General features: G+C 51.1%; 23 protein-coding genes. 13 read left to right on the forward strand and 10 right to left on the reverse strand.

Annotation, left to right across the window (positions count from 1 at the left end; translation table 11 throughout):
• Positions 1 to 49: 49 nt before the first annotated feature.
• Both BLS62_RS06945 and ubiA read left to right on the forward strand, forming a co-directional pair.
• Positions 50 to 538 (forward strand): hypothetical protein, encoded by a 489-nt coding sequence (locus BLS62_RS06945; protein ID WP_093178604.1) that lies wholly within the window; start codon positions 50 to 52, stop codon positions 536 to 538.
• A 20-nt stretch (positions 539 to 558) separates the two neighbouring features.
• On the forward strand, positions 559 to 1506 hold the full coding sequence (gene ubiA / locus BLS62_RS06950) for a 4-hydroxybenzoate octaprenyltransferase (RefSeq protein WP_093178607.1): 948 nt from the start codon (positions 559 to 561) through the stop codon (positions 1504 to 1506).
• Here the strand turns inward: ubiA and BLS62_RS06955 are convergent.
• Positions 1500 to 2108 carry a DUF6101 family protein gene (locus BLS62_RS06955; protein WP_093178609.1) on the reverse strand — a complete coding sequence of 203 codons (609 nt, stop codon included), beginning with the start codon at positions 2106 to 2108 and terminating at the stop codon, positions 1500 to 1502. The two genes, ubiA and BLS62_RS06955, sit on opposite strands and share 7 nt — an antisense overlap.
• Before the next feature lie 319 nt (positions 2109 to 2427).
• On the opposite strand from BLS62_RS06955, the gene BLS62_RS06960 reads away from it, so the two are divergent.
• Genes BLS62_RS06960 through lpxK form a run of 6 tightly spaced genes read left to right on the forward strand, consistent with a single transcriptional unit; the run spans position 2428 to position 7918 of the window.
• Positions 2428 to 3771 (forward strand): TldD/PmbA family protein, encoded by a 1344-nt coding sequence (locus BLS62_RS06960; RefSeq protein ID WP_093178611.1) that lies wholly within the window; start codon positions 2428 to 2430, stop codon positions 3769 to 3771.
• On the forward strand, positions 3758 to 4552 hold the full coding sequence (locus BLS62_RS06965) for a 3'(2'),5'-bisphosphate nucleotidase CysQ (protein WP_093178613.1): 795 nt from the start codon (positions 3758 to 3760) through the stop codon (positions 4550 to 4552). Before BLS62_RS06960 ends, BLS62_RS06965 begins: the two co-directional genes overlap by 14 nt.
• A gap of 54 nt (positions 4553 to 4606) precedes the next feature.
• The gene (locus BLS62_RS06970) at positions 4607 to 4849 is read left to right on the forward strand and encodes a DUF4170 domain-containing protein (RefSeq protein ID WP_093178615.1); all 243 of its coding nucleotides are present in this window, start codon (positions 4607 to 4609) and stop codon (positions 4847 to 4849) included.
• A 50-nt stretch (positions 4850 to 4899) separates the two neighbouring features.
• Positions 4900 to 5595 carry a lysophospholipid acyltransferase family protein gene (locus tag BLS62_RS06975; protein WP_093178617.1) on the forward strand — a complete coding sequence of 232 codons (696 nt, stop codon included), beginning with the start codon at positions 4900 to 4902 and terminating at the stop codon, positions 5593 to 5595.
• Positions 5596 to 5620: 25 nt separating this feature from the next.
• Positions 5621 to 6910 (forward strand): 3-deoxy-D-manno-octulosonic acid transferase, encoded by a 1290-nt coding sequence (locus BLS62_RS06980; RefSeq protein WP_093178619.1) that lies wholly within the window; start codon positions 5621 to 5623, stop codon positions 6908 to 6910.
• 3 nt (positions 6911 to 6913) lie between these two features.
• Positions 6914 to 7918 carry a tetraacyldisaccharide 4'-kinase gene (gene lpxK / locus BLS62_RS06985; protein WP_093178621.1) on the forward strand — a complete coding sequence of 335 codons (1005 nt, stop codon included), beginning with the start codon at positions 6914 to 6916 and terminating at the stop codon, positions 7916 to 7918.
• 21 nt (positions 7919 to 7939) lie between these two features.
• Here the strand turns inward: lpxK and BLS62_RS06990 are convergent, their stop codons facing one another.
• From BLS62_RS06990 to BLS62_RS07010, 5 genes are all read right to left on the reverse strand, one after another.
• On the reverse strand, positions 7940 to 8161 hold the full coding sequence (locus BLS62_RS06990; protein WP_093178623.1) for a DUF2093 domain-containing protein: 222 nt from the start codon (positions 8159 to 8161) through the stop codon (positions 7940 to 7942).
• A 105-nt stretch (positions 8162 to 8266) separates the two neighbouring features.
• Complete coding sequence (locus tag BLS62_RS06995) at positions 8267 to 9631, reverse strand: MATE family efflux transporter (RefSeq protein ID WP_200798481.1); 1365 nt, start codon at positions 9629 to 9631, stop codon at positions 8267 to 8269.
• A gap of 6 nt (positions 9632 to 9637) precedes the next feature.
• On the reverse strand, positions 9638 to 10060 hold the full coding sequence (locus BLS62_RS07000; protein ID WP_093178625.1) for a MerR family transcriptional regulator: 423 nt from the start codon (positions 10058 to 10060) through the stop codon (positions 9638 to 9640).
• A gap of 166 nt (positions 10061 to 10226) precedes the next feature.
• Complete coding sequence (locus tag BLS62_RS07005) at positions 10227 to 12005, reverse strand: monovalent cation:proton antiporter-2 (CPA2) family protein (protein ID WP_093178627.1); 1779 nt, start codon at positions 12003 to 12005, stop codon at positions 10227 to 10229.
• A gap of 116 nt (positions 12006 to 12121) precedes the next feature.
• Positions 12122 to 14026: a monovalent cation:proton antiporter-2 (CPA2) family protein gene (locus BLS62_RS07010; protein ID WP_093178629.1), complete on the reverse strand. Its 1905-nt coding sequence runs from the start codon at positions 14024 to 14026 to the stop codon at positions 12122 to 12124.
• A gap of 218 nt (positions 14027 to 14244) precedes the next feature.
• On the opposite strand from BLS62_RS07010, the gene BLS62_RS07015 reads away from it, so the two are divergent.
• Positions 14245 to 14994, forward strand: coding sequence for a transglutaminase-like domain-containing protein (locus BLS62_RS07015; protein ID WP_093178631.1), 750 nt, complete (start codon positions 14245 to 14247; stop codon positions 14992 to 14994).
• Between the two features lie 68 nt (positions 14995 to 15062).
• Here the strand turns inward: BLS62_RS07015 and tldD are convergent, their stop codons facing one another.
• The 4 genes from tldD to BLS62_RS07035 form a co-directional block, all read right to left on the reverse strand.
• Positions 15063 to 16487, reverse strand: a complete 1425-nt coding sequence (gene tldD, locus BLS62_RS07020; RefSeq protein WP_093178633.1) for a metalloprotease TldD — start codon at positions 16485 to 16487, stop codon at positions 15063 to 15065.
• Between the two features lie 116 nt (positions 16488 to 16603).
• Positions 16604 to 17209 carry a LysE family translocator gene (locus BLS62_RS07025; RefSeq protein WP_093178635.1) on the reverse strand — a complete coding sequence of 202 codons (606 nt, stop codon included), beginning with the start codon at positions 17207 to 17209 and terminating at the stop codon, positions 16604 to 16606.
• Positions 17210 to 17358: 149 nt separating this feature from the next.
• Positions 17359 to 17922 carry a LysE family translocator gene (locus BLS62_RS07030; protein ID WP_093178637.1) on the reverse strand — a complete coding sequence of 188 codons (564 nt, stop codon included), beginning with the start codon at positions 17920 to 17922 and terminating at the stop codon, positions 17359 to 17361.
• 274 nt (positions 17923 to 18196) lie between these two features.
• Positions 18197 to 18724: an invasion associated locus B family protein gene (locus BLS62_RS07035; RefSeq protein WP_244283550.1), complete on the reverse strand. Its 528-nt coding sequence runs from the start codon at positions 18722 to 18724 to the stop codon at positions 18197 to 18199.
• A 549-nt stretch (positions 18725 to 19273) separates the two neighbouring features.
• Here BLS62_RS07035 and coxB point away from each other — a divergent pair.
• The 4 genes from coxB to BLS62_RS31335 all read left to right on the forward strand — a co-directional run bounded on the left by coxB (position 19274) and on the right by BLS62_RS31335 (position 23127).
• Positions 19274 to 20197, forward strand: coding sequence for a cytochrome c oxidase subunit II (gene coxB, locus BLS62_RS07040; RefSeq protein ID WP_093178639.1), 924 nt, complete (start codon positions 19274 to 19276; stop codon positions 20195 to 20197).
• An 85-nt stretch (positions 20198 to 20282) separates the two neighbouring features.
• Positions 20283 to 21875 (forward strand): cytochrome c oxidase subunit I, encoded by a 1593-nt coding sequence (gene ctaD, locus BLS62_RS07045; RefSeq protein WP_093178641.1) that lies wholly within the window; start codon positions 20283 to 20285, stop codon positions 21873 to 21875.
• Positions 21876 to 22015: 140 nt separating this feature from the next.
• The gene (locus BLS62_RS07050) at positions 22016 to 22948 is read left to right on the forward strand and encodes a heme o synthase (protein ID WP_093178643.1); all 933 of its coding nucleotides are present in this window, start codon (positions 22016 to 22018) and stop codon (positions 22946 to 22948) included.
• 23 nt (positions 22949 to 22971) lie between these two features.
• Positions 22972 to 23127, forward strand: coding sequence for a hypothetical protein (locus tag BLS62_RS31335; RefSeq protein ID WP_200798482.1), 156 nt, complete (start codon positions 22972 to 22974; stop codon positions 23125 to 23127).
• Positions 23128 to 23133: the final 6 nt, after the last annotated feature.

Raw genomic sequence — 23133 nt, forward strand, 5'->3', positions numbered from 1 at the left:
CATGTGTATCGCTGACAGTAAACGAACAACAGCTCTGGAGTGATTTAAAATGCCCCGTCCATCCGTCGAACTGTTGTTGGTTACGCCTCTGTTTATGAATGAATTCTTTGCCTTGCTGGCAAAATGGGGCGAGCAGGATACGCTTTCCGAACCAACTCAATCTCTGGAAGAAACGGCGCGCAGGCTCTTGGTGGACCCCAGTGCCGGGCAAGCGTGGCTGATAAGATGTGGGGGCAAGAGTCTTGGGTTTGTGCTCGCCAGCTACAGGTTTAGTGTAAGGTCAGGAGGAAAGATCTGCCTGTTGGAGCAAATTGCGCTGGCCCCGGTAGAGGGGATAGAGCGTCTTTTACTGCCAGTCCTTGAAGAACTGGAGGATGATCTTGCGAGAAAATCGGTCGTGAAGATGGAAGTCTCGTTGAAAAGAGAAGAGCGAAACCCCAGAAAACAGTTCTTCGAGGAATTTGGCTTCTTGACGCAAAGTGTCGATCTGTTGGAAAAGACCATACATTCCGAAGAGGTATTCCCTCTCAATTTTTAGCCCAACAGAATGGGGTGGCAATGTTCAATACCAAAGACACTGGACCAGTTGCTGATGCAGTAAAGCGTCATTGGGTTGATACGAAATTGCCGCCTGGCCTGCGGCCTTTCGCTCGGCTTGCCAGATGGGAACGGCCAATTGGCTGGCGGCTGCTGCTGTGGCCATGCCTTTGGTCTTTGTCTTTGGCCTCCAACGCCAGTGGCGCAGCTATACCCAATCTCTGGTATATGATTCTATTCTTTGTTGGGGCCGTTGCCATGCGCGGGGCAGGGTGCACCTATAATGATCTGATAGATAAAGATATTGACGGTCAGGTTGAGCGAACTCGCTCCCGCCCAATTCCATCCGGTCAGATTTCAAGCAAACAAGCCAAAATATTTTTAGGGCTTCAGGCGCTCACCGGTCTTGCGGTTCTGCTGCAATTCAACACGTTTTCCATTGTGCTGGGTGTTTCCTCCCTAGCAGTGGTCGCAGCCTACCCGTTTATGAAACGCATTACGGATTGGCCGCAATTCGTGCTTGGGCTCGCGTTCTCGTGGGGAGCTTTGATGGGTTGGGCTGTCGTGTTCGGAAGTCTGTCTCTGGCGCCGATTCTGCTGTATTGCGGCGGTATCGCATGGACCATCGGTTACGACACCATTTACGCCCATCAGGATAAAGAGGACGACGCCTTGGTTGGCGTGCGTTCTACGGCCCGGTTGTTTGGCGAAAAGACCAAGCAGGCGCTCTACATGCTTTATGGAGCGGCTGTCGTGTTCTTTGCCAGTGCCTTCTGGCTGGCTGGCAGCGGCCCTTTGGCCTTTGCTGGCCTTGCTGTGGGGGCGTTCCATCTGCTTCAACAGATCCGTGTTTTGGACATTGACGATGGCGATCAATGTCTAAGCCTGTTCAAATCCAACTCAACATTCGGTCTGTTCTTGTTTGCTGGCCTCGTGTTGGATGGAATTGCAGCCTACTTCCTTCAGTAATTGCCCTCATTAAGCCCAGTAATGCGGCGAGACGTGGCAAGCGCTCTTTGAAAACGAGAAAGCTTGCCAGTTTTGCGGCCCGCAAGAAACCGTGGCCGACGTCCGGTCAGGGCGCGCAGTTTACGGCGTGGTAAGGGATCACCTTTTGTGCAGGTGTTGAGGCCAAGCCGTGCCAGCTTAGATGTGCCATCGCTGTCGATGGTGAGCATCGGCATAGCAAGACTCCCAGACCAAGCTTCCCAGTGATCTGCGGTCAGTTCCATATTCTCGCCGGCATAAAGTGGAATGCACAGCGCATGGTCGCGATGAAGCAACAACACCTGATATTCAATTGCGCCGCTAACGTCATTCACCACCGCTTTTGCACCAATACCGGAGTAAGAGGAGAGCGGAACCGTTAAGGTCAGCGGTAGCCCACTCATCTCTCGGCGGATCAAAACCTTATCCGGATCGATACGAATTTCGGATCTGTTAAGACCCGGAGATTCCAAAAGGTCATCCGGGAGATCAGCTCGCATGCGAAACGGCAGCGACACGCGGATCATATTTCCATCATTATCGTTGACTGCATTGCCAGAAAACTGCGCTTTATAGGTGATCACTTAAATGCCCCTCCCTCCACAAACGTGGAGGCCTCAAATAATCTTCGTTTCAAACTAGAGGAAAACTAAGGGGTAAAATATACGTATCTTCTTAATTTGATTGGTTAAAAAACTGTGATTTTAAAGAGGCTTAGCAAAGTTCTTCCGAAACTGATAAAATTCTATCTATTTTGGGAAGGCGGAAAATGAAGAGCTGCTCTCTCAATTGTCTTAGCCTGCAATTTCTGCGTACAGCCCCGCGTTTATGAGAGGGTATGCTTGCTCTTAAGACAGGCACGTCCTAAACACGATGGAGCATGAAAACAGGAGACCCACGCGAATGTCTGATGCAATTGCAAATTCGAAGCTTGAACAGCAGGCGGTGAGTTTGGTGGAGGCTGCTAAAGCAGCTGGAGCCGACGCAGCAGACGCGATCGCGGTAACGGGAATGTCCCTGTCTGTCTCAGTGCGCGAAGGTCAGGTGGAAAGCACCGATCGCGCCGAAGGCAACGACGTGACACTCCGCGTTTTCGTGGGCAAACGAGTCGCCAGCATCTCTTCCAATGCCAATGATGATCCTGCTGTTCTGGCTGCCCGTGCAGTTGAGATGGCAAGAGTCACGCCGGAAGATCCGTATGCAGGCCTTGCAGAACCAGAACGTCTCCTGAAAGAAATCCCGCAGTTGGACCTTATGGACCCGCGCGAAGTCAGAGCCGACGAACTCACTCAGATAGCCATGGAAGCAGAAGCGGCCGCCATGGCTGTAGAGGGGGTGTCAAAATCCGGCGGTGCAGGTGCAAGCTGGGGGCTTGCTGGCATTGTTCTGGCAACCAGCCACGGCTTTGTTGGTGCTTACCAACGGTCCCGCTCTGGTTTTTCTATGACAGCTATTGCCGGCGAAGGCACCGGCATGGAACGTGATTACGAATTCGACTCCCGGACCTACTGGGATGACCTGATGTCTCCTGAAGTGGTGGGCCGTCTTGCCGCTGAACGCACAGTTCGCCGCTTGAACCCGCGCCAGCTGCAAACCCGTAAAGCGCCTGTGGTATATGAACCACGCGCAGCCCGCTCGCTGCTTGGGCACTTTGCAGGCGCAATCAATGGCGCTGCAATCGCGCGTGGGACCAGCTTCCTAAAAGATAAAATGGGCCAGCAGGTCTTTGCCAAGGGCATTACGATCTCTGATGACCCGTTTAAGGCACGCGGCGGCGGCACAGCTCCATTTGATGCAGAAGGCACGGGCGCGGAATATCTGAGCGTTATTGAAGACGGTGTTCTGGGGCATTGGTTCCTGGATGGCTACGCAGCCCGCGAGCTTGGACTGACTGCAAACGGACGCGCGCGCCGCGCCGGGTCTGCGACCTCTCCGGGCGCAACCAACCTGACACTGCATGCAGGCGAGAAAACACCGGAAGAAATATTAAGAGAAATCGGTGAAGGATTGCTGGTAACTGACCTGATTGGCCATGGCGCCAACGGCGTGACTGGTGATTATTCACGCGGTGCCTCTGGCTATTGGGTGGAAAACGGTGAAATCGCTTACCCCGTGAGTGAAATTACGATTGCCGGAAACATGAGGGACATGTTCCTGAACATGACACCGGCTTCGGATTTAGATGAGCGATATGCCGTTGCAACACCAACAGTGGTTATCGAAGGACTGACGATTGCCGGAAGCTAATAAAAGCGAAGACCAGAAGGATCTTGAACTGCTGGTTGCAGCAGCTCTGAAAGGGGGAGAAATCGCCCTTTCTTACTTTGGCAATGATCCGGAAAACTGGACCAAAGAAGGCGACTCGCCCGTTTGTGTGGCAGATATTGAAGTGGATCAATATCTGGCAGCCACGTTGCGCGGCGCCCGTCCAGATTATGGTTGGTTGTCAGAGGAAACAGAAGACGACCTCATCCGTATGAAACATGAGACGGTGTTTATCGTGGACCCTATTGACGGGACCGGCGCCTTTCTCAATGGCAACGACGAATGGTGCCTGTCTCTTGCCGTCGTCAAAAACGGCAGGCCAACCGTTGGTGTGATTTTCTGTCCGGTTCGTGAGGAGTTGTTCACGGCAACATTGGGCGGTGGGAGTTACCTCAACAAACAAAGTATTACAGTCTCAAAAAGAGTGTCTGTTCACGGTGCGTATGTTGCCGGTCCCGTCAGCTTCCTCGAAAAGGAAGGTGTAAAACGGGAGGAGATTCGGTTCAGTCCCTATTTGCGCTCCCTTGCTTACCGGTTTGCATTGGTTGCCTGTGGGAAATTGGATGCCGGCTTAGCCCGTGCCAGAGCTCGTGATTGGGACCTTGCCGCAGCGGATTTAATTATTAACGAGGCAGGTGGCCAGTTGGTAGACTTATCCGGTTCCACGCTTCACTACAATAAAACGAAAACAAATCACCCCGGACTAGTGGCATCTTCTGCCAAATTGTTTACAAGGCTGCAGGGAATTTCCGTAGAGGGTTAGTCCTTATCGGAAACCCAATGGAATGACTGCTTGTGAAGAAGGTGAACGAACACTATGAGTGCTCAAGAAAACAACCAACAGCTGCTGCACCTTGTGTTTGGTGGCGAACTAGATGACATCAGCAATGTTTGCTTTAAAGATCTGAAAGATCTGGACATTGTGGGGATTTACCCAAGTTACGCTGAAGCACACGTTGCATGGAAAGCGAAAGCACAGGGCACAGTAGACAACGCTATGATGCGTTACTTCATCGTGCACATGCACCGCCTGCTTGATCCGGAAACCGAAGGCAAATAAGCCCCGCGTCTTTTGGAATATCCGCCCGAAAACCAAATTGGCTTTGAGAAATGTTAAAGAAAATCGGCAGACACCCGCTTGTTATGAAACTTGTGGGCAATGCCATGGCATATTACTTGCTGTTCGTGCGCAAGACCAGCAAGTTCACACTGGATCCTCCAAACTTTTACGAGGATCATATAGGTAATGTGCCTTATGTTGTGTCCATGTGGCACGGCCAGCATTTTATGACGCCCTTTGCTCGTCCTGATGACTGGGATGTGCGGGTGATGATTTCCCGAAGCGCGGATGGCGAAATGCAGTCGATTTGTGCATCAAAACTGGGGCTCGGAATAATCCGGGCCGCCGGTGCACAACGCGCCAATCAAATCAACAAACGCGGCGGTATGCGGGGCTTTATTGAAGCTCTGCGTGCGCTGAAAGAAGGCGGAAATGTCGCCATGACTGCTGACGTGCCCAAAGGCCCGGCTCGGAAAGCTGGTAAAGGGATTGTCCAACTGGCCAAGCATTCCGGACGCCCGCTTTTACCGATTGCAATAGCAACAAGTCGGCATCATGACCTTGATTCCTGGGATAAGGCTTCCATCAATTTACCGTTTAGTCATATTGCGTTATGCTTTGGTGAGCCTATTCCGGTTCCCTCTGATGCAAGCGACGAACAGCTTGAAGAAATTCGTCAACTTCTGGAAACCAGAATGAACGAAACGACTGACAAAGCATACGCAATCGCCAAATCAGGCAAATAATAACCGCCTGGCAGAACTGGGTCCCATGAGTTCAGTGATCTTCAGAGTGTATCAAGGTCTGGGCCGTCTGGCCGCGCCTCTGCTCGTCGGAATGTACAAGTGGCGCGCGCGTCAGGGCAAAGAAGACCGGAACCGTAAGGGCGAACGCTTTGGAGTTGCGTCCAAGGAGCGTCCTGTTGGAAGCCTCATCTGGATTCATGCGGCAAGCGTGGGCGAAGCGAACGCCGTTTTGCCCCTAGCCAAGCAAGTTATTGACAGCGGCTCAAAGGTGCTGATGACCACTGCAACGTTAACATCTGCGCAGGTGGTTGAAGCTTCGGCACCCGATGGGGTTATTCACCAGTTCGTTCCTTATGATACACGCGGCAACATCAAACGGTTTCTGAATCATTGGTCACCACGTTTGGCAATTACGGTTGAATCCGAAATCTGGCCCGCCACATTCCATGAGCTTGAAAAGCGTCAAATTCCGCTGATTATCGTCAATGGGCGGATGTCCGAAGGCTCGTTTGCCAACTGGAACCGAGTTCCATCCTTTGCCCGCTCAGTCTTTGGCACTGTGGATTGCGTTTTGGCTCAGTCTGAGGAAGATGGCGCCCGCTTTAGTCAACTCGGCACCAACCGCGTCAAAGCCACGGGCAACATCAAGTTTGATGGCAATATTCCTGACTGTGACAGGGGTGAACTAGATGACTTCCAGAAGCAGCTGCAGGGCCGCCCAAGGTGGCTGGCTGCCAGCACGCACGCGGAAGAAGAAGTTAAAGTTGCGCAAACCCATAAAGCTCTGAAGAAGACCTTCGACAATCTCCTGACTATCATCGTTCCTCGGCATCCTGTGAGAGCGACCGAAATCCGCAGTGAACTCGAAGCGATGGATTTGGTGTGCGCGTTACGCTCACGTGGAGAAGCAATCACCGCTGCAACGGACATCTACATTGCAGATACACTGGGTGAGCTGGGTTTGTTTTATCGGGCTGCTCCTATTGTGTTTATGGGGGGCTCACTCGTTCCAATTGGTGGGCATAATCTGTTGGAGCCTGCACAAGTTGGGTGTGCCATTCTATCCGGTACTCATACGCAGAATTTCTCTTGGATCTATCGCCACTTCGCCAAAGAAGGAGGCGTATTGCTTGTCAAGGATGAGGCGGAGCTGGAAGAACAGATCACTGACCTGCTGCTCAATTCTAAAAAAGTAGAGGTGTTGTCTGATACCGCAAAAACACTGGTCGAATCTGGCAGGGGCGCGCTTGCTGCGACCCGCGATGCAATCGGCGAGTATTTGCAAGGAAAATCCAAAGTGGCAGGGGAGGAGTAATCTATGAATGCTCCTGATTTTTGGTGGACTGTAGAACGGACATGGCAGTCAGCTCTTCTGAGCCCACTCAGTGCACTCTACGGACATTTTGCTGCAAAGCGGTTTCAATACAATCCAAGGTACAAAGCCAAAAAACCAGTCATCTGTATCGGCAACTTCACAGCAGGTGGGACAGGCAAAACACCATTTGCTATAGCGCTGAATGCACTTCTGAAAGAAGCAGGTCACAAACCGGGCTTTCTCCTGCGCGGCTACGGTGGCACCTACAAAGGCCCTTTGCTGGTGGAGCAATCAAAGTACTCAGCTGAGGAAGTAGGAGACGAGGCACTTTTGTTGGCGCGTAAAGGCCCAACTGTAATATGCGCGGACAGGGCAGCAGGCGCAAAACTGCTGGAAAAGCAGGAAATCTCGGTCATCATCATGGATGATGGTTACCAGAATCCCTCGTTGCATAAAGATTATTCGATTGTTCTGCTCGATGCCAAGACCGGAATTGGCAATGGGAAATGCATCCCTGCAGGGCCGCTTAGAATGCCGTTTAAAAAACAATTGAAGCGTGTCGATCTGCTCATGGTCGTTGGGGATGGCAATGCCAGTTGCCCGCAGCAACAAGGTGCGAAGACAGCTGGAATTGAAATTGAGTACGCTGCTATTCGTCCAGTCTCAGCGGATGCATTGGAAGGTGAACGTGTTCTGGCGTTTGCAGGAATAGGCCGCCCGGAAAAGTTGTTTGCAAGCCTTCGCGAAACCGGAGCGGAGGTGGTGAAAAGCTTGTCGTTTCCAGACCATCATCATTTCACCAAGGAAGATGCCCGCAAAATCCTGAGCATTGCTGAGGAGCAGGACCTATTGCCGATCACCACCACAAAAGACTACGTGCGCTTGGATGGGCGTGAAGAGCCATCGATTGCCCGGCTAGCAAATCTGGCAAGTGTACTTGAGGTGGAAATGAAGATCGCTGATCCAGACGCTCTCATGGAACGCCTGAAACTTGTTTTGGCAAAATAAAAACCTGAGAAGAAGCGTGAGTTAAGCCTGAAAGCTGTTTTTCTCATAGGCATTTAACGCAGCATCTGCATCAATGTAGGCTTCTTGACGCGACACGCTCCAATATTTTAGGTCTTCCAGCATGATCGTTTTGCCTGTTACAGCACACTTCACAAAGTTTCCCGGCGCTTTAACCGAATAATCTCCGTCCAGATATTGGATACGAGCTTCTGTTGGAATGCGCGGTTGTTCAAAACGGTTCATTATTTTTGCATCCAGAGTTGTTTCGTTTGACCCTTCATACCGCCCAAACTAACAAATTGCCAGTATGGAAGGGCGGTATGTTTTCTCATAGAATCTTGGCAACAATCAAGCAACAGCCAGTTTTTCCCGGCGAATTTTGCCAATGGTTCGCCAGCACACATACTGGGCCATGAATGCGAAGACAATGCCGCCTAAGGCTTGTCCAGCCAGAACACCGTTTGCCTGATAAATCTGCGCCCCAACAATCGTAAAGGGGATAGTGCCAATGGTAGCACGGCCCCAGTTAAACAACATGGAATAAACCGGAAGACCCAGATTGTTGAAGACTGCGTTGGTAACAAAAATGGCTGCGTTAAAGAGAAAACCTGCCGCAGCAAAGCTGCAGAAGAAGAACACGAGCGATGCGCTGTCTCCCTCCGCATTGAAGAACAGCACCAACTGATCTTGTAGCAGATACAGCAAACCCCATGCCGACAGAGTGTAGACCACGATCAACAACAGTGAATCTTTCACCACCATGCTCAGGCGATCAAACCTCAGCGCACCATAGTTTTGTCCGATAATCGGACCGACAGCACCGGACAGCGCAAACAAAGCGCCAAAAGCCACCGGAATAATACGACCAACAATTGCAAAACCCGCAACCGCGCCATCGCCAAACTGTGCCAGCTCTGAGATGATCCATGCGTTACCAGCAGGAGTTGCAAGGTTGGTCAGCATCGCCGGTGTCGCAACCTTGAACAGATCAACCGTGTCACTAACCAGCTTGGAAACCTCAGGCCTCCCAAGCAGCTGATGTTTGGCGATGAGAATGTACAAGCCAACACCGACCATAATCACACGCGCTATCACAGAGGCAATCGCCGCGCCTGTAATGCCCATGTCGAGGCCGAAAATGAAGATTGGGTCCAATATCGCAGCCACAAAGCCACTGGAAAGGGTAACAAACATTGCGCCGCGCGCATCACCAACGGAGCGCAGCAGGGCAGAGAGCACCATTGCACCACACAAAAACGGCATGGATGGTACGACGATGTAGAGGAAGCTCAGCGTGAAATCGAGCGTTCTACCCTTAGCGCCCAGCAACATAGCCAAATCATCAAGAAAGGCGAGACTGCCCGCGACCACCATCAGCGATATCAATGTTGACATGATGAGGGACATGGTTACGAGGCGATGGGCGCCTTTGACATTTCCTTGACCGATACGCCGTGAAACGGATGCACTGGCGGCAATGGAAAGTCCGATGCCGATAGCAGAGTTGAAGAACATGATTGTTCCCGCATAACCAATAGCGGCAGCTAGTTCTTCAATACCCAATTGAGCAATATAAAAAAGGTTAGCAAAATCAACGAGGAAAATAGAAATTAAACCAACTGAGCTGGCCGAAGTCATCACCAGAACATGGCGCATTGTCGAGCCATCGGTGAACTTCGCTTTGCTCGCGCTAGCAGGTGTAGGACCGGACATAAAAACTCACTTTTCGCGATGCTGATAGCAATCGCAGGACAGGGCCTCAATGACCCTGCAATTATGTATTTTTCCGTTAGAACAATGAGTCAGCATCTTTTTTAGCTCAGTTTGCAGACTTTTCAGGCGAAGGATCTTGTCCTCCACTTCAATGAGGTGAGTACGGGCAATCTGATCCGCGCCCTCGCAATCATCTTCCGGGTGTTCTTTCAGCAGCATTAGGCTCTCAATCATCTCAAGTGAGAAGCCAAGCTCACGCCCGTGCCGAACGAACGAAAGCCGATTTAAATGCTCTGTGCTGTAACGCCGTTGACCACCTATCGTGCGTGGTGGTTCGGGTATCAACTTCTTCTGCTCATAAAAACGGATGGTTTGAACTTTGACGCCAGCCATTTTAGCAAGTTCACCGATTGAGTATTCACCAGCCATAACGATCCATCGGAATTACAGGGGATCTTGCAACAAAGCAGTGCCACAGATCACAAAATTGAGAATGAGGCCACAGCGCAGCCCCCAGACTAGCAGTGCAGCCCACAGACTAAATGTGCTTCAAACCTTCTAAGGTCAAGAGCGCAGGCATGATTTGCTGAGTTGATCAGTCAGGTTTTTCTGATTTGTCATCATCTCGTGGCGTGCGTTGATGAAGTTTGTCAGAGCCAGCCAGCACCCCTCCTGCAAGCTGCAACGTCAACCGTTCAGCATCCCGCTTCCGCACGTCTTCCTCAACTTCGGCGATCCGGTCCGCAGGCAACCCAAGGAATTCAAGCGCCTTTCTCCCAAAGGTCAAACTGGATTCAAACGTTTCGCGGATTTGATAATCAACACCAAGCCGGGTTAGGTCCAGCGCATGGGCGCGGTCTGTTGCCCGGCAATAGAGCGCTGCCTCAGGAAAGGCCGAGCGGATCTGCAAAATCGCTTGCTTCATGACCTGGTCGTTCTCAATGCAAAGCGCGATCAGAGTTGCGTTTTCTCCGCCAGCGGCTTTCAAAACATCCGAACGGGTCGCATCTCCATAATAAACTTTGTAGCCATACTGTTTGGCGTCGTTAATACGTCCCGGTTGATTGTCCAGCGCAGTAACAGAGATGCCCTCAGAGATGAGCATCTGCGCAACCATCATTCCAAATCGGCCAAACCCGACGATCAAAACGCTCGGACAGGCATCCTCAAAACTTTCAATCTTGCTGGACGTATGACCCCGTTTTTTCAACCGTTCAGCCACGAAATCAAGGCCAACGGCCCCAAGTGGGGTTAGCAGCATTGTTAAAATAACCACGGCGCTTAAGATGTTGGCCGTTTCTTCCGGCAAAATAGAAACTGCTGCAGCGGCGGAAAACAGAACAAACGCGAACTCACCGCCTTGTGGCAGTGTAACGGCAACGCGCAAAGCATCAGAGTTGGAAGACCCGAAAAGACGAGAAAGACCCCATAAAAGAACACCCTTAACAATCATCAGCACCACAACAGCAGAGATAACCGTTTGCCAGTTGGCAACAATGAGATCCAGCTCAAGCGCCATGCCAACGGTGATGAAGAACAACCCCATCAGCAATGAGCGGAATGGCTCAATATCGGCTTCCAGTGTGTGTCGATAGCTGGATTCGGCGAGCATCACACCGGAAAGGAACGCCCCCAGCGCCATGGAAAGTCCAACAAGGCTCATCAAACCGGCGCTACCAAGCACAACCAGAAGGGCGGCCGCAATCATCAGTTCCCGGCCACCGGAGGCGGTGAGAAATTGGAGGAGAGGGGAAAGCAAAAAGCGACCAGCAAAAATCACGAAGCCAACAGCCGCAACCACGATAATCACCTGAACGGCGATAGAGGCGTCCCCTGCATCTGCTTCAGCTGGTGCCAAAATGCCAACCAGCGCCAGCAAAGGTACAATTGCCATATCCTGAAGCAGTAAAATGCCAAAGGCACGTTGTCCGTATTTGGTGCTGAGATGCCCTCGTTCCTGCAACATCTGCAAGGCAAACGCTGTGGAGGAGAGGGCGAGCCCCAATCCGGCAATCAGCGCTATTTCCATAGGCAACCCGAACGCCATGGCGCACAACGTCAAAACAAACCCTGAAATAAGGACCTGCGCCGTTCCAAGGCCAAAGATGTCTCGTCGCATGGTCCACAACCGAGCGGGTTCCAACTCCAACCCGATAACGAACAATAACAGCACCACCCCAAGTTCCGCAAAACCCAAAATTCGCTCAGGCTCGTCGAAGAAGCCAATGCCATAAGGGCCAATCACCATTCCGGCTGCAAGAAAGCCAACCACAGCGCCAAGGCCAAGACGTTTAGTAATGGGAACTGCAATAACAGCGGCAGAAAGGACTACAATGGTCTCTATGAAAAACGGAGGGACATGAGCGGCTGCCATAAGTGTCCTAAATACGTGTATGCCATTCACCGACATACAAAAGGTGCATCATCAAACCGAGTCTGAGGGGAAGACCCTAGGTCTGTCTATGGCTAATTGTAGTTTTCCGTATAAAGCTAATCAGATTCTTCCGCAGGGGGGACCGATGTTTCTGGCTTGTCCTTTTTATCTCCTTCCGATTTACGGTCTGCTTCTGCTAATCTGCGGGCGGGCTCATTGAGCGGCGTGGATTCAGATTTAGGTTTGATCAGGGGTTGAACGGGAACATCCGGCAGTTTGAACCGCTTATAACCAGCATAAAGCCCCCCAACCTGTTGCAGGGCCAGCAATTCTACATCCCTGCGCCGAACATCCGCCAGAATTTCATGGGTCTGGTCTTCATCAACACCCAGTTCCTCCAGAATTTCCCGGCCAAACTGAAGGGCGGATTCAAGCGTTTCCCGCAATTGAAAATCAGCACCTGCTGTTACCAGTTGAATGGCATGGCGCCGGTCATGGGCACGGGCAAAGATCTTGGAAAGAGGGAACTGAGCCTTCGTCATTTTCACAATCTGACTGGTGGTTTCAGGCCGCTCAGTACAAACGGCTATGACGCTGGAGGTGTCGGCACCAGCTGCCCGCAACACATTTAAACGCCGCCCATCACCGTAATAGATGCGATATCCAAAGCGCGATGCATCGCGAATACGCTGCGCATCCGTATCAAGCACAGTCACAGTTGAACCCTGAGCGATAAGCAACTGACAGGCAAGCTGGCCAAACCGGCCAAACCCAATCACCAGGACTTTAGATCCGCCTTCTTTGCTGTTTGGAATATCCGGCTTTACAGGCTCTGGTTTGAACTTGGCGCCAAGCCATTGGGTGAGCTGCACACTCAACAAAGTGAATGCCATGCTAAAGGAGATGATGGCGGACAGCAGACTGTTTTGGTGCGGGTTGAACAGGTCAACAGCGACTGCCGCCGCAAAAATAACAAAGCCGAATTCGCCAGCTTGCGCGAGAAGACCGCCAATCTTCAAGCTGTTATCGGTGGTATGACCTGAGACCCTCGCCACAACAAAAATGCTGATGCATTTTACCAGCATCAAACCAAAACTGCAGGCCAGAACCGTCAGCCAGTTGCTGTACACAAAGTTCAGATCAATGGACATACCAACGGTGATGAAAAAGAAACCCAGCAACAACCCGCGAAATGGCTCAAGATCCGCTTCTAATTCATGGCGGAACGAACTTTCTGCAAGCATAACCCCGGCGATAAAAGCCCCAAGTGCGCTGGAAAGACCAACCGCTTTCATAAGCGCAGCAGCACCAAGCACCGTAAGGAGGGCCGAGGCCGTCATCATCTCTCTTGCGCCAATACGGGCAAAAAGGCGGAACAACGGAGTGAGTAAATACCGCCCAACAGCCACCAGCAGCAGCACAGTTGATGTGGTGATGAGTGCCGTTTCCCAACCCGGTCTCTGTCCTGTGTCAATGGATATCGGTGCAACAATGGCCATTAAGGCCAGCACTGGCACAATCATCATGTCTTGAAACAGCAGGATTGCGATGGAGGTCTGCCCCATCACTGTTGTGCGATCACCGCGATCTTGCAATATCCGCAGGGTTAGAGCTGTAGAGGACAACGCAAGTGTCAAACCGATAATGAGGGACCTTTGCCAGTCAACGCCCACCACATGGACGCCAAGTCCAATTAAAAGCGCGGAAAAGCAAACCTGAGCAGAACCGGTGCCAAAAATTGCTTTGCGCAAAGACCATAACCGTCCCGGGTTGAGTTCCAACCCAATCAGAAACAACAGCATGACAACGCCGAGCTCTCCAATGGGGCGTAACTCATCAGGTGTGCTGAAGGGGCTGCCAAGGTATTGCCCCAAACCCCAGGGGCCAAGAATAACACCGGCGATGAGGTAGCCGACAATGGTCCCGATCCGAACCAATTTGGCAATCGGAACCACAAGGATAGCCATGCTTAGAAACAGCATGATATCTGTCACAAAATCCAGTTGGTGGAGTTCGATCATGAAAGGTGCGGCTCATTCTTATTTTTAGGAGGAAGCTACAGGTACATCGTAAACACCCACTAAAATCAAAGCGGCCAACCTGAGGCAATTCGTCGAGATCCTTAACAAAGCCCGCCAGAAGTCCATCTCAGTTGCAGTGATAATTTTTGCAATTTAGGACTTGAACCTACAGTGACTAGAGCCTTTACAGTCGATTCATTCTCGATTGGAGGCGCGAAATGTTGGATAAACCGAACACACAACTAGATATCTTAGTGCAGGAAACTCAGCTTCTGAATTTCAGATCGCCGTCCATTCGCCAGCTCACTGAGCAGCGTAATTGGGTGAAGCTGTCATCTTTTGATCGTGCAGGCGCGGTCTACGATTTCGTTCGTAATGAGATTCTGTTTGGTTACAACACAGAGGACAATATCCCAGCAAGTCAGGTGCTTGCTGATGGGATTGGCCAATGCAACACCAAAGGCACACTGCTGATGGCGCTGATGAGAGCGGTGGGTATTCCCTGCCGTCTACACGGCTTTACCATCCATAAATCCCTGCAAAGAGGCGTGGTGCCAGAGCTGATCTATAAGATCGCCCCTGATAATATTCTGCATTCATGGGTGGAGGTCTACTTGGATGGGCGTTGGATAAATTTGGAAGGCTTCATTCTGGATGATGCATTTCTTATCGCACTGCAAAAACAGTTCGCACCAAAACGCCAGTCACTCTGCGGATATGGGGTTGGTACCAACTGCCTTAGTACGCCGCAGGTGAAGTGGAATGGGCAGGATACCTACATTCAAAAAACCGGGATTAACAACGACTTTGGAACCTATGAGAGCCCGGATGTATTTTATGCCGAGCATATGCAGGCTTTCTCTCCCCTGATGAAACTGCTTTATCAAAACGCTATTCGTCATGTGATGAACTGGAAAACCAATCGTATCCGCGCAGGTTTTATTCCATCGATCCCCTTGAGCGACTAAGCAGCAGGCACGCAAAGAAAAAGGGGCATTGCTGCCCCTTTGTGGTGTTAGAGGGTGGTGGTCGGGACTTAGGTCGCTGTTCCGCCGATTGTCATCTCATTAATGCGCATGGTCGGCTGACCAACGCCAACTGGAACGCCCTGACCAGCTTTACCGCAGGTACCGATACCCGGATCCAGCTTCATGTCATTGCCGATCATGGTGACGCGGGTGAGGGCATCCGGACCGTTACCGATCAGCATCGCGCCTTTAACCGGAGCGCCGATCTTACCGTTTTGAACACGGTAGGCTTCGGTGCAGGAGAAGACGAACTTGCCGGAGGTGATGTCCACCTGGCCACCGCCGAAGGACACCGCGTAGATACCATCTTCTAGGCTCTCGAGGATCTCTTTCGGGTCTTGGTCACCATTCTCCATAATAGTGTTGGTCATGCGTGGCAGTGGTTGATGTGCGTAGGACTCGCGCCGACCGTTGCCTGTTGGCTCAACACCCATCAGGCGTGCGTTCTGACGGTCCTGCATATAGCCAACAAGAATGCCGTCTTCAATCAGGGTCGTGCGACCTGTTGGAGTGCCTTCATCATCAACGGAAAGGGAACCGCGGCGCTTGGAGATCGTGCCATCATCAACAATGGTCACACCTTTAGAAGCCACCTGCTGTCCCATAAGACCCGCAAAAGCGGAGGTTTTTTTGCGGTTGAAATCACCTTCAAGACCATGACCAATGGCCTCATGAAGCAGAATACCCGGCCAGCCATTGCCCAGAACAACATCAAAGGTACCAGCAGGAGCTGGGATTGCTTCCAGATTAACAAGGGCCTGACGCAGAGCTTCTTCTACTGCATGCTGCCAGCTTGTTTCTGCAACAAACTCACCAAACCCTTCACGTCCACCAGCGCCATAGGAGCCGGATTCCTGCTTGTCACCATCACTTGCTATAATGGAAACGTTGAGCCGAACCAACGGGCGTACGTCACGGATACGGTGACCATCTGCCCGAAGAATATCAATGGTCTTCCAACTGCCAGCCAGCGAGATCGTGACTTGCTGAACGCGCGAATCCTTCGCACGGGCATAAGCGTCAATCTCTTGCAACAGCTTTACTTTTTCCGCAAAGGTCGGGCTGCCGATTGGGTTTTCATCGGTGTAAAGCTTCTGGTTTGTCCGGGCTGGAGCCTCTGCATACGTACCGGCATGTCCGCTTTGTACAGATGACACAGCATCGGCTGCACGTTTCAGGGCTGCCTCAGAGATATCGCCGGAATGAGCGTAGCCAGTCGCCTCGCCCACAACAGCGCGTAAACCAAAGCCTTGGCCGGTGCTGAAAGTGGAAGACTTCAAGCGTCCGTTATCAAACACAAGCCCTTCGTCCTGGCTGTATTCCAAGTAGAGTTCCCCATCATCAGCACCCTTAAGCGCTGCCGAGGTGATCTGGCGCGCAGTTTCTTCATCCAATCCTGAGGTCTGGAGAAGATCAATCGGTTTATCGCTCATGGGTAAAACTCCGAAATAAAAGGATTTGTTCTGTTGTGGCGAACAATCAGCGCACTTTCAAGGCTTAGATCTCAATATAGGGGAAGGGAAGGCGTAAGCTCCCAAGGAATTGAAGGCTATCCGAGAAAGACCAGCAATAATCCGGCACATACCAACACTGCTCCGGTGACTTTGTCGATAATGGCCTGGGTTGATGGCGCTGCTAAAAGAGGACGTGCAGTCCCAGCCAGCAAACTCAGGGAAACATCCAGCAATATAGCCATGACAATATAAGTAATGCCTAAAAGAAAAAGCTGAGGGTCTGGCGCATATGCCTTGTCAATAAACTGAGGGAAAAATGCAGCCATAAACAGCAAGGATTTTGGGTTGGAAATGCCAACATAAAACCCTGTCTGGAAGCAATGATCAGCAGATCTTTTCAGGCTTTCCAGTTTGCTAGACCCAAGCCAATACCGGACTCCCAAATAAATCAAATAGGCCGCACCGCCCAATTTCACGATCTCGAATGCATAAGGATAGGCGTTCACGATCCAAGAGAGGCCCAGAACAACAATAAGGATCTGTATGGCCTGTGCGACGGTCATTCCAACCACAGTTAGCAATCCGGCGCGCGTTCCGCAGCAGGTGGATTTGGCCAGTATCATCATGATGTTTGGGCCAGGGATGGCGAGCAGAACGAAGGTTGCCGCAATATATCCAAGGTAAAGGCTGATGTTTATCATCTGGGATTGTACCAAGCGTTAGTTTTTGTGCGCCTCAATATGCGTGGAAGGGCGGCCTGATTGTAACGTGTTTTGAGACGTCAAAATGCCATGGCTACTCTCACCAAATTCCTTGTGAAATATGGAGATTTTTAGAGGTGTAGCCATCCTTATTTAAAGATGAAGAGGCCCATGAGAAAGACGCCTGCAACAAGCAGGACACCGCTGTTTAATCGTTTCAACCAATCCAAAATTTGAGGTGAGTGAATGAGGCGTTCGACAAGCCCACCACCAATTACAAGCGGTGTATCAAGAAGCGTCGCAATTACCAAAAATGTCGTGCCCAGAAGCGCGAACTGTATGTCCAGGGGAGCTGCATGATTGAGGAAGTGAGGGAAAAGCGTACCTAGGAAAATGATAGTTTTGGGATTTGCGAGGCTGATGCTGAAGCCAGTGAGAAAATCAGAGCCTCGTCGTTTTGCCTGCCTCGATTGTTTGTTGTCTGCCTGCCATGTTTTAATGCCCACATAAACCAGATAGATGGCTCCGATCAGCGTAACGCCTTCAAAAATGGAGGGATACGCTACGATCAGCCATGACAGTCCGATCGAAACTAAAATCACCTGCACAGCCTCAGCTACTTTTACGCCGATCAAAGTCACAAGCCCAGCACTGGCACCACCAGAAGCGGAGCGGGACAAGATCAGCATTTTGCTGGCATCTGGGACCGACATAATAAGCAATGTGGTCGCCACAAAAGCGAAATAAACGTGAAGGGCTATTGGCACAAATCACCTACAGATGAGGAATTTACCAGCTCGGGAGGCCAGATTTGCGGCAATCTTTCACGATGTGTTACCAGATGAAAGTTCAAGCCCAATTATTGGAGGCCAAAACCTTCACATAATGTGAGGTATTTGAATGGAATTAAGACAAAAAAAGCCGAGGCAGTTCGCACCGCTTCGGCTTTTTAAGAATTCTCTGTTCAAAGACGCTGGATGCTCACCATCACGGTAGAGCAGCAAGCCCCTCTTTCAAGCCACCAAGAGAAATCGGAATACCGATACCTTCTTCAGGGGTCTCGAAAATAATGAACGTGGCTGTCTGACCCGCAGAAAGTTTGTCGATCAGGTCTTTTTCCAACATTGCCTCAGAAACGCAACCACTTGGTAAAGGCAGACAGCGGATGAAAGGCATCCGGCCAACATCTTTGCCATCAATCTTCAAACCAAGCTGAGAGGGTAGGAGAACGCCAAGCGGAACCAGAATGCGCATCAAAGTCGTCTGCTGATCAGCCGTCTTCAAAATGATGGCTGTCAACCCAACCGTATCGCGTTCAGAATCAGTCACGCTCTGTATGAGTGCACACTGCTTAACGTTGGAACCGGGAGGTTGGTCACACCGCTGTTGCCAGTCGCCAAACTCGCCTTCAAGTTCGCCAAGCGCTTGTTGCGCATAGCTTACTCCTGAAAAACCGGCAGTTCCGGCCAGTGCCATCGCAACTGTAAGCGTCAGCGTGCGTAAAAATTGCTTCAAAAAACCTTCCTCCAGTTCACCGGCTATGCAGTGCCTGTTTCCTCGCGCTGCGGCAAGGGGTGTTCTGTGTTCATTTATGGGAATACCGCTCCTGAAGTAAAAGAGCAAACAAGCATTGCTGGCTGTCCACGTAACTACAGGCAAAATCTCGGTATTGACTCATTTTGTTCACGCAGAGGTAACGGACATTTTTGCTGATAAAGTGGCGATACAATGGGGAAAATTAGTCCCTTAGATGAATCTCATCGATAATTGATATCCGCAAAAGTAACTAGGTGAAAACACCAGTGAACCATAATAACCCCATTGCATCTGCGGGTTTCTTATGGTTTTTGTCCCTCACATTGATCAAAGTCAAACCATGCCGCGACCTTTAGTCGCTATAACCTAAGGAGAATCGCGTAGATGCCTTCTTTGGGTTAATATGTCGCAGGCATTCACGCAAGTGTGAGGACTGGCCGGACGGGCCAACAAGGGCACTCCACAGGCGTGACAAGAAGAGAATTGCCGCTTCGGCGGCTATATGAGGGACGGGGAGCGCAAGACGTGATGAAGCTCTTGAAGCATCACCTGATGACCATTGCTGCAACAACAGTGTTTGGTTTGACGGGACTTATGGCAGGTGTAGCAACTGCAGCACAGCCAACGCCGTGGCAGATGGGCATGCAGCCTGCGGCTACGACAGTGATGAAAGACATTCGCTGGTTTAACGATTTTACGCTGATCATTATTTCAGCAATTACGGTGTTCGTGGCAGGCTTGCTCATCGTCGTAATGTTTAAATTTCGCAAGAAGGCCAATCCTACGCCATCTCGCACTTCTCATAACACCATGATCGAAGTGGCTTGGACCGTTGTTCCAATCCTCATTCTGGTCATGATTTCAGTTCCGTCCTTCCGTTTGCTTTTCAAACAGCTCGACATTCCTGAATATGAAATGACCATCAAGGCGACCGGCTACCAGTGGTACTGGGGCTACGAGTACGCTGATGAAGGCATGGAAGATGTGTCCTTTGACGCATTGATGCTTCAGGACGATGAGCGCGCTGAGCTTATGGCAGAAAAAGGCCTCACCGTCGCTGAGGTGCCACGTCTTCTTGCTGCCGATTACAACCTTGTTGTTCCAGTGGACACCACTGTTCGCGTTCAGGTGACAGCAGCAGATGTGATCCACTCCTTCGCGGTTCCTGCATTCGGCATCAAAATTGATGCGATTCCATACCGTTTGAATGAGACTTGGTTCCGCGCAGACAACACCGGCATGTACTACGGCCAGTGTTCTGAGCTTTGCGGCAAGCTTCACGCGTTCATGCCGATTGCTGTTCAGGTTGTTACCAAAGAGCATTACCAGGCTTGGGCTGAGGCTGCAAAGTCTGACGTGGATGAAGCAAACGCACTTCTCGCAAGCTTAATTGCTGAACAGAAAAAGGTTGCTGCCGCCGCAGCTGCCGACGTGAAGGTCGTGTCCCGCTAACAGCGGGACTAACAGATTTAGTCAAGTATGCGCGCGTCAAGGACTGCAGCACATACGAGCAAGAACTTTACGAGGGAGCACAACGATGTCTGCGTCTGAAACGCATGCACATGACCATCCAACTGGATGGGTGCGGTGGGTTTACTCCACCAACCACAAAGATATTGGCATCCTTTACCTGATCTTCGCGATCATGGCCGGTATTGTCGGCGGTCTTCTTTCCATCGGTATTCGTATGGAACTGCAAGAACCTGGCATGCAATATTTTTCCGATCCGCATATCTTTAACGTCTTCACCACAGCGCACGCGCTAATCATGATTTTCTTCATGGTAATGCCTGCACTGATTGGTGGTTTCGCGAACTACTTTGTTCCAATCATGATTGGTGCGCCTGATATGGCGTTCCCACGCATGAACAACATCTCATTCTGGCTTCTGCCACCAGCATTCATCCTGTTGCTCCTTTCACTCTTCGTGCCAGGACCTCCAGGTGGAAACGGTGTCGGCGGCGGTTGGACCATCTACCCACCGCTCTCCACATCTGGTCAGCCGGGTCCTGCAATGGACTTTGCAATCCTGTCACTTCACCTTGCTGGTGCATCTTCTATTCTTGGTGCAATCAACTTCATTACCACTATCTTCAACATGCGCGCGCCTGGCATGACCATGCACAAGATGCCGCTGTTTGTATGGTCCGTGTTGGTAACTGTCTTCCTGCTGTTGATCTCCTTGCCAGTTTTGGCGGGCGCGATCACCATGCTGCTAACAGACCGTAACTTCGGCACGACCTTCTTTGAAGCTGCTGGTGGCGGCGACCCAATCTTGTTCCAGCACCTGTTCTGGTTCTTCGGTCACCCTGAAGTGTACATCCTGATCTTGCCAGCATTCGGCATCGTGTCTCACATCATCTCCACGTTCTCCAACAAACCAGTATTTGGTTACATTGGCATGGCGTACGCGATGGTTGCGATTGGTGTGGTTGGCTTTGTTGTGTGGGCCCACCACATGTTCACGGTTGGTTTGTCCGCAGATACACAAGCCTACTTCCTGTTTGCAACTATGGTGATCGCGGTCCCAACCGGCATCAAGATCTTCTCATGGATTGCAACCATGTGGGGCGGGTCCATCGAGTTCCGAACACCGTTGATCTGGGCTGTTGGCTTCATCTTCCTGTTCACTGTTGGTGGTGTAACGGGTGTGCAGCTGGCAAACGCTGGTCTCGACCGCGCACTGCATGACACCTACTACGTTGTGGCTCACTTCCACTACGTTCTGTCTCTGGGCGCTGTGTTCGCGATCTTCGCGGCCTGGTACTACTGGTTCCCTAAAATCTCCGGCTACATGTACTCCGAGTTCCTCGGCAACCTGCACTTTGCAGTCATGTTCATCGGCGTAAACCTCGTGTTCTTCCCGCAGCACTTCCTTGGTCTTGCAGGCATGCCACGTCGGTACGCTGATTACCCAGATGCATATGCAGGTTGGAACTACGTGTCCTCCATCGGCTCTTACATCTCCGGCTTCGCTGTTCTGATCTTCCTGGTGTGTGTCTTGGAAGCATTCCTGAAGAAGCGTGTTGCTGGCGATAATCCATGGGGCAAAGGTGCAACAACTTTGGAATGGACTCTGTCTTCTCCTCCTCCATTCCACCAGTTTGAGATCCTTCCTAAGATCAAATAGCGGGTTGAAGATTTTGCCGGGGGCGAGGTTTTGCCCCCGGATCGAACCAAAGCATAAGACCTGAAGTGCTATAAAATTCTGGGTCGAGACCAAAAAAGCCAAAACGGCACGGGTTTCAAAACCACGACAGAGGTACAGGCATGACAATGCTGGAACAGACACAAGGGATAAACGAGGACGCAATCGACCTGGGAGGTCGTGGAAGCGTTTCTGATTATATCGCGTTGCTTAAGCCGCGTGTGATGTCTCTTGTTGTGTTTACAGCAGTGGTTGGTCTGGTTATGGCACCGGGCAACCAGCATCCTTTTCTGAGTTTGGTTTCAATTCTTTGCATTGCCATTGGCGGGGGTGCATCCGGTGCGCTGAATATGTGGTGGGATGCAGACATTGATGCTGTCATGTCTCGCACCCAAAAACGCCCCATTCCGGCAGGCAAAATCACGCGCAATGAAGCATTCGCCTTCGGTATGGTGCTTTCAGTCGGGTCTGTCCTGTCACTGGGTCTGGTGGCGAACTGGTTTGCAGCCGCTCTGCTGGCTTTCACTATCTTCTTCTATGTTGTCATCTACACAATGTGGCTCAAACGCTCCACGCCGCAGAACATCGTTATAGGCGGTGCTGCCGGCGCGCTTCCTCCAATGGTTGGCTGGGCTGCAGTAACGGGCGATGTGTCCATGGTAAGCATAGCACTGTTTATGATTACCTTTACATGGACACCGCCGCATTTCTGGGCTTTGGCGCTGGTTAAAAACAGCGACTATCAGAAGGCAGGTATCCCGATGATGCCGGTGGTTGCTGGTGAAACTGCAACACGACATCAAATTGTTCTTTACTCACTTTTGCTGCTGCCAGTTGGCATGTCTCCCTATTTCCTTGGCTTCGCCACTGAGTTCTTTGGTGTGGCCTCTGCAATCCTCGGTCTGATCTTCATTGGCTACGCGGTGCGTGTCTGGAAAATCCGAGAGGGAGACGCCGCCAAGAAGGCTGCAATGTCGCTCTTCAAGTTTTCGCTGTTCTACCTCATGCTGATTTTTGCAGGGTTGCTGGCTGAGAACATGATTGGCTTGGTCTAAGGCATTTCTGGAAAGAGAAGAAAATGAACGAACAAAAAGCAATTCTTTCAGACGAACAGGTAAAAGCCCGCCGCGGTAGATCTGTTGCGCTTGCAATTTCCTTGGCAGTGCTGGTTGCCCTGTTTTATGCGGTTACGATCGCAAAGCTTGGCGCAGGCATTATTGATCGACCATTCTAAGAAAGC

Source organism: Pseudovibrio sp. Tun.PSC04-5.I4 (assembly GCF_900104145.1).
Lineage (GTDB): Bacteria > Pseudomonadota > Alphaproteobacteria > Rhizobiales > Stappiaceae > Pseudovibrio.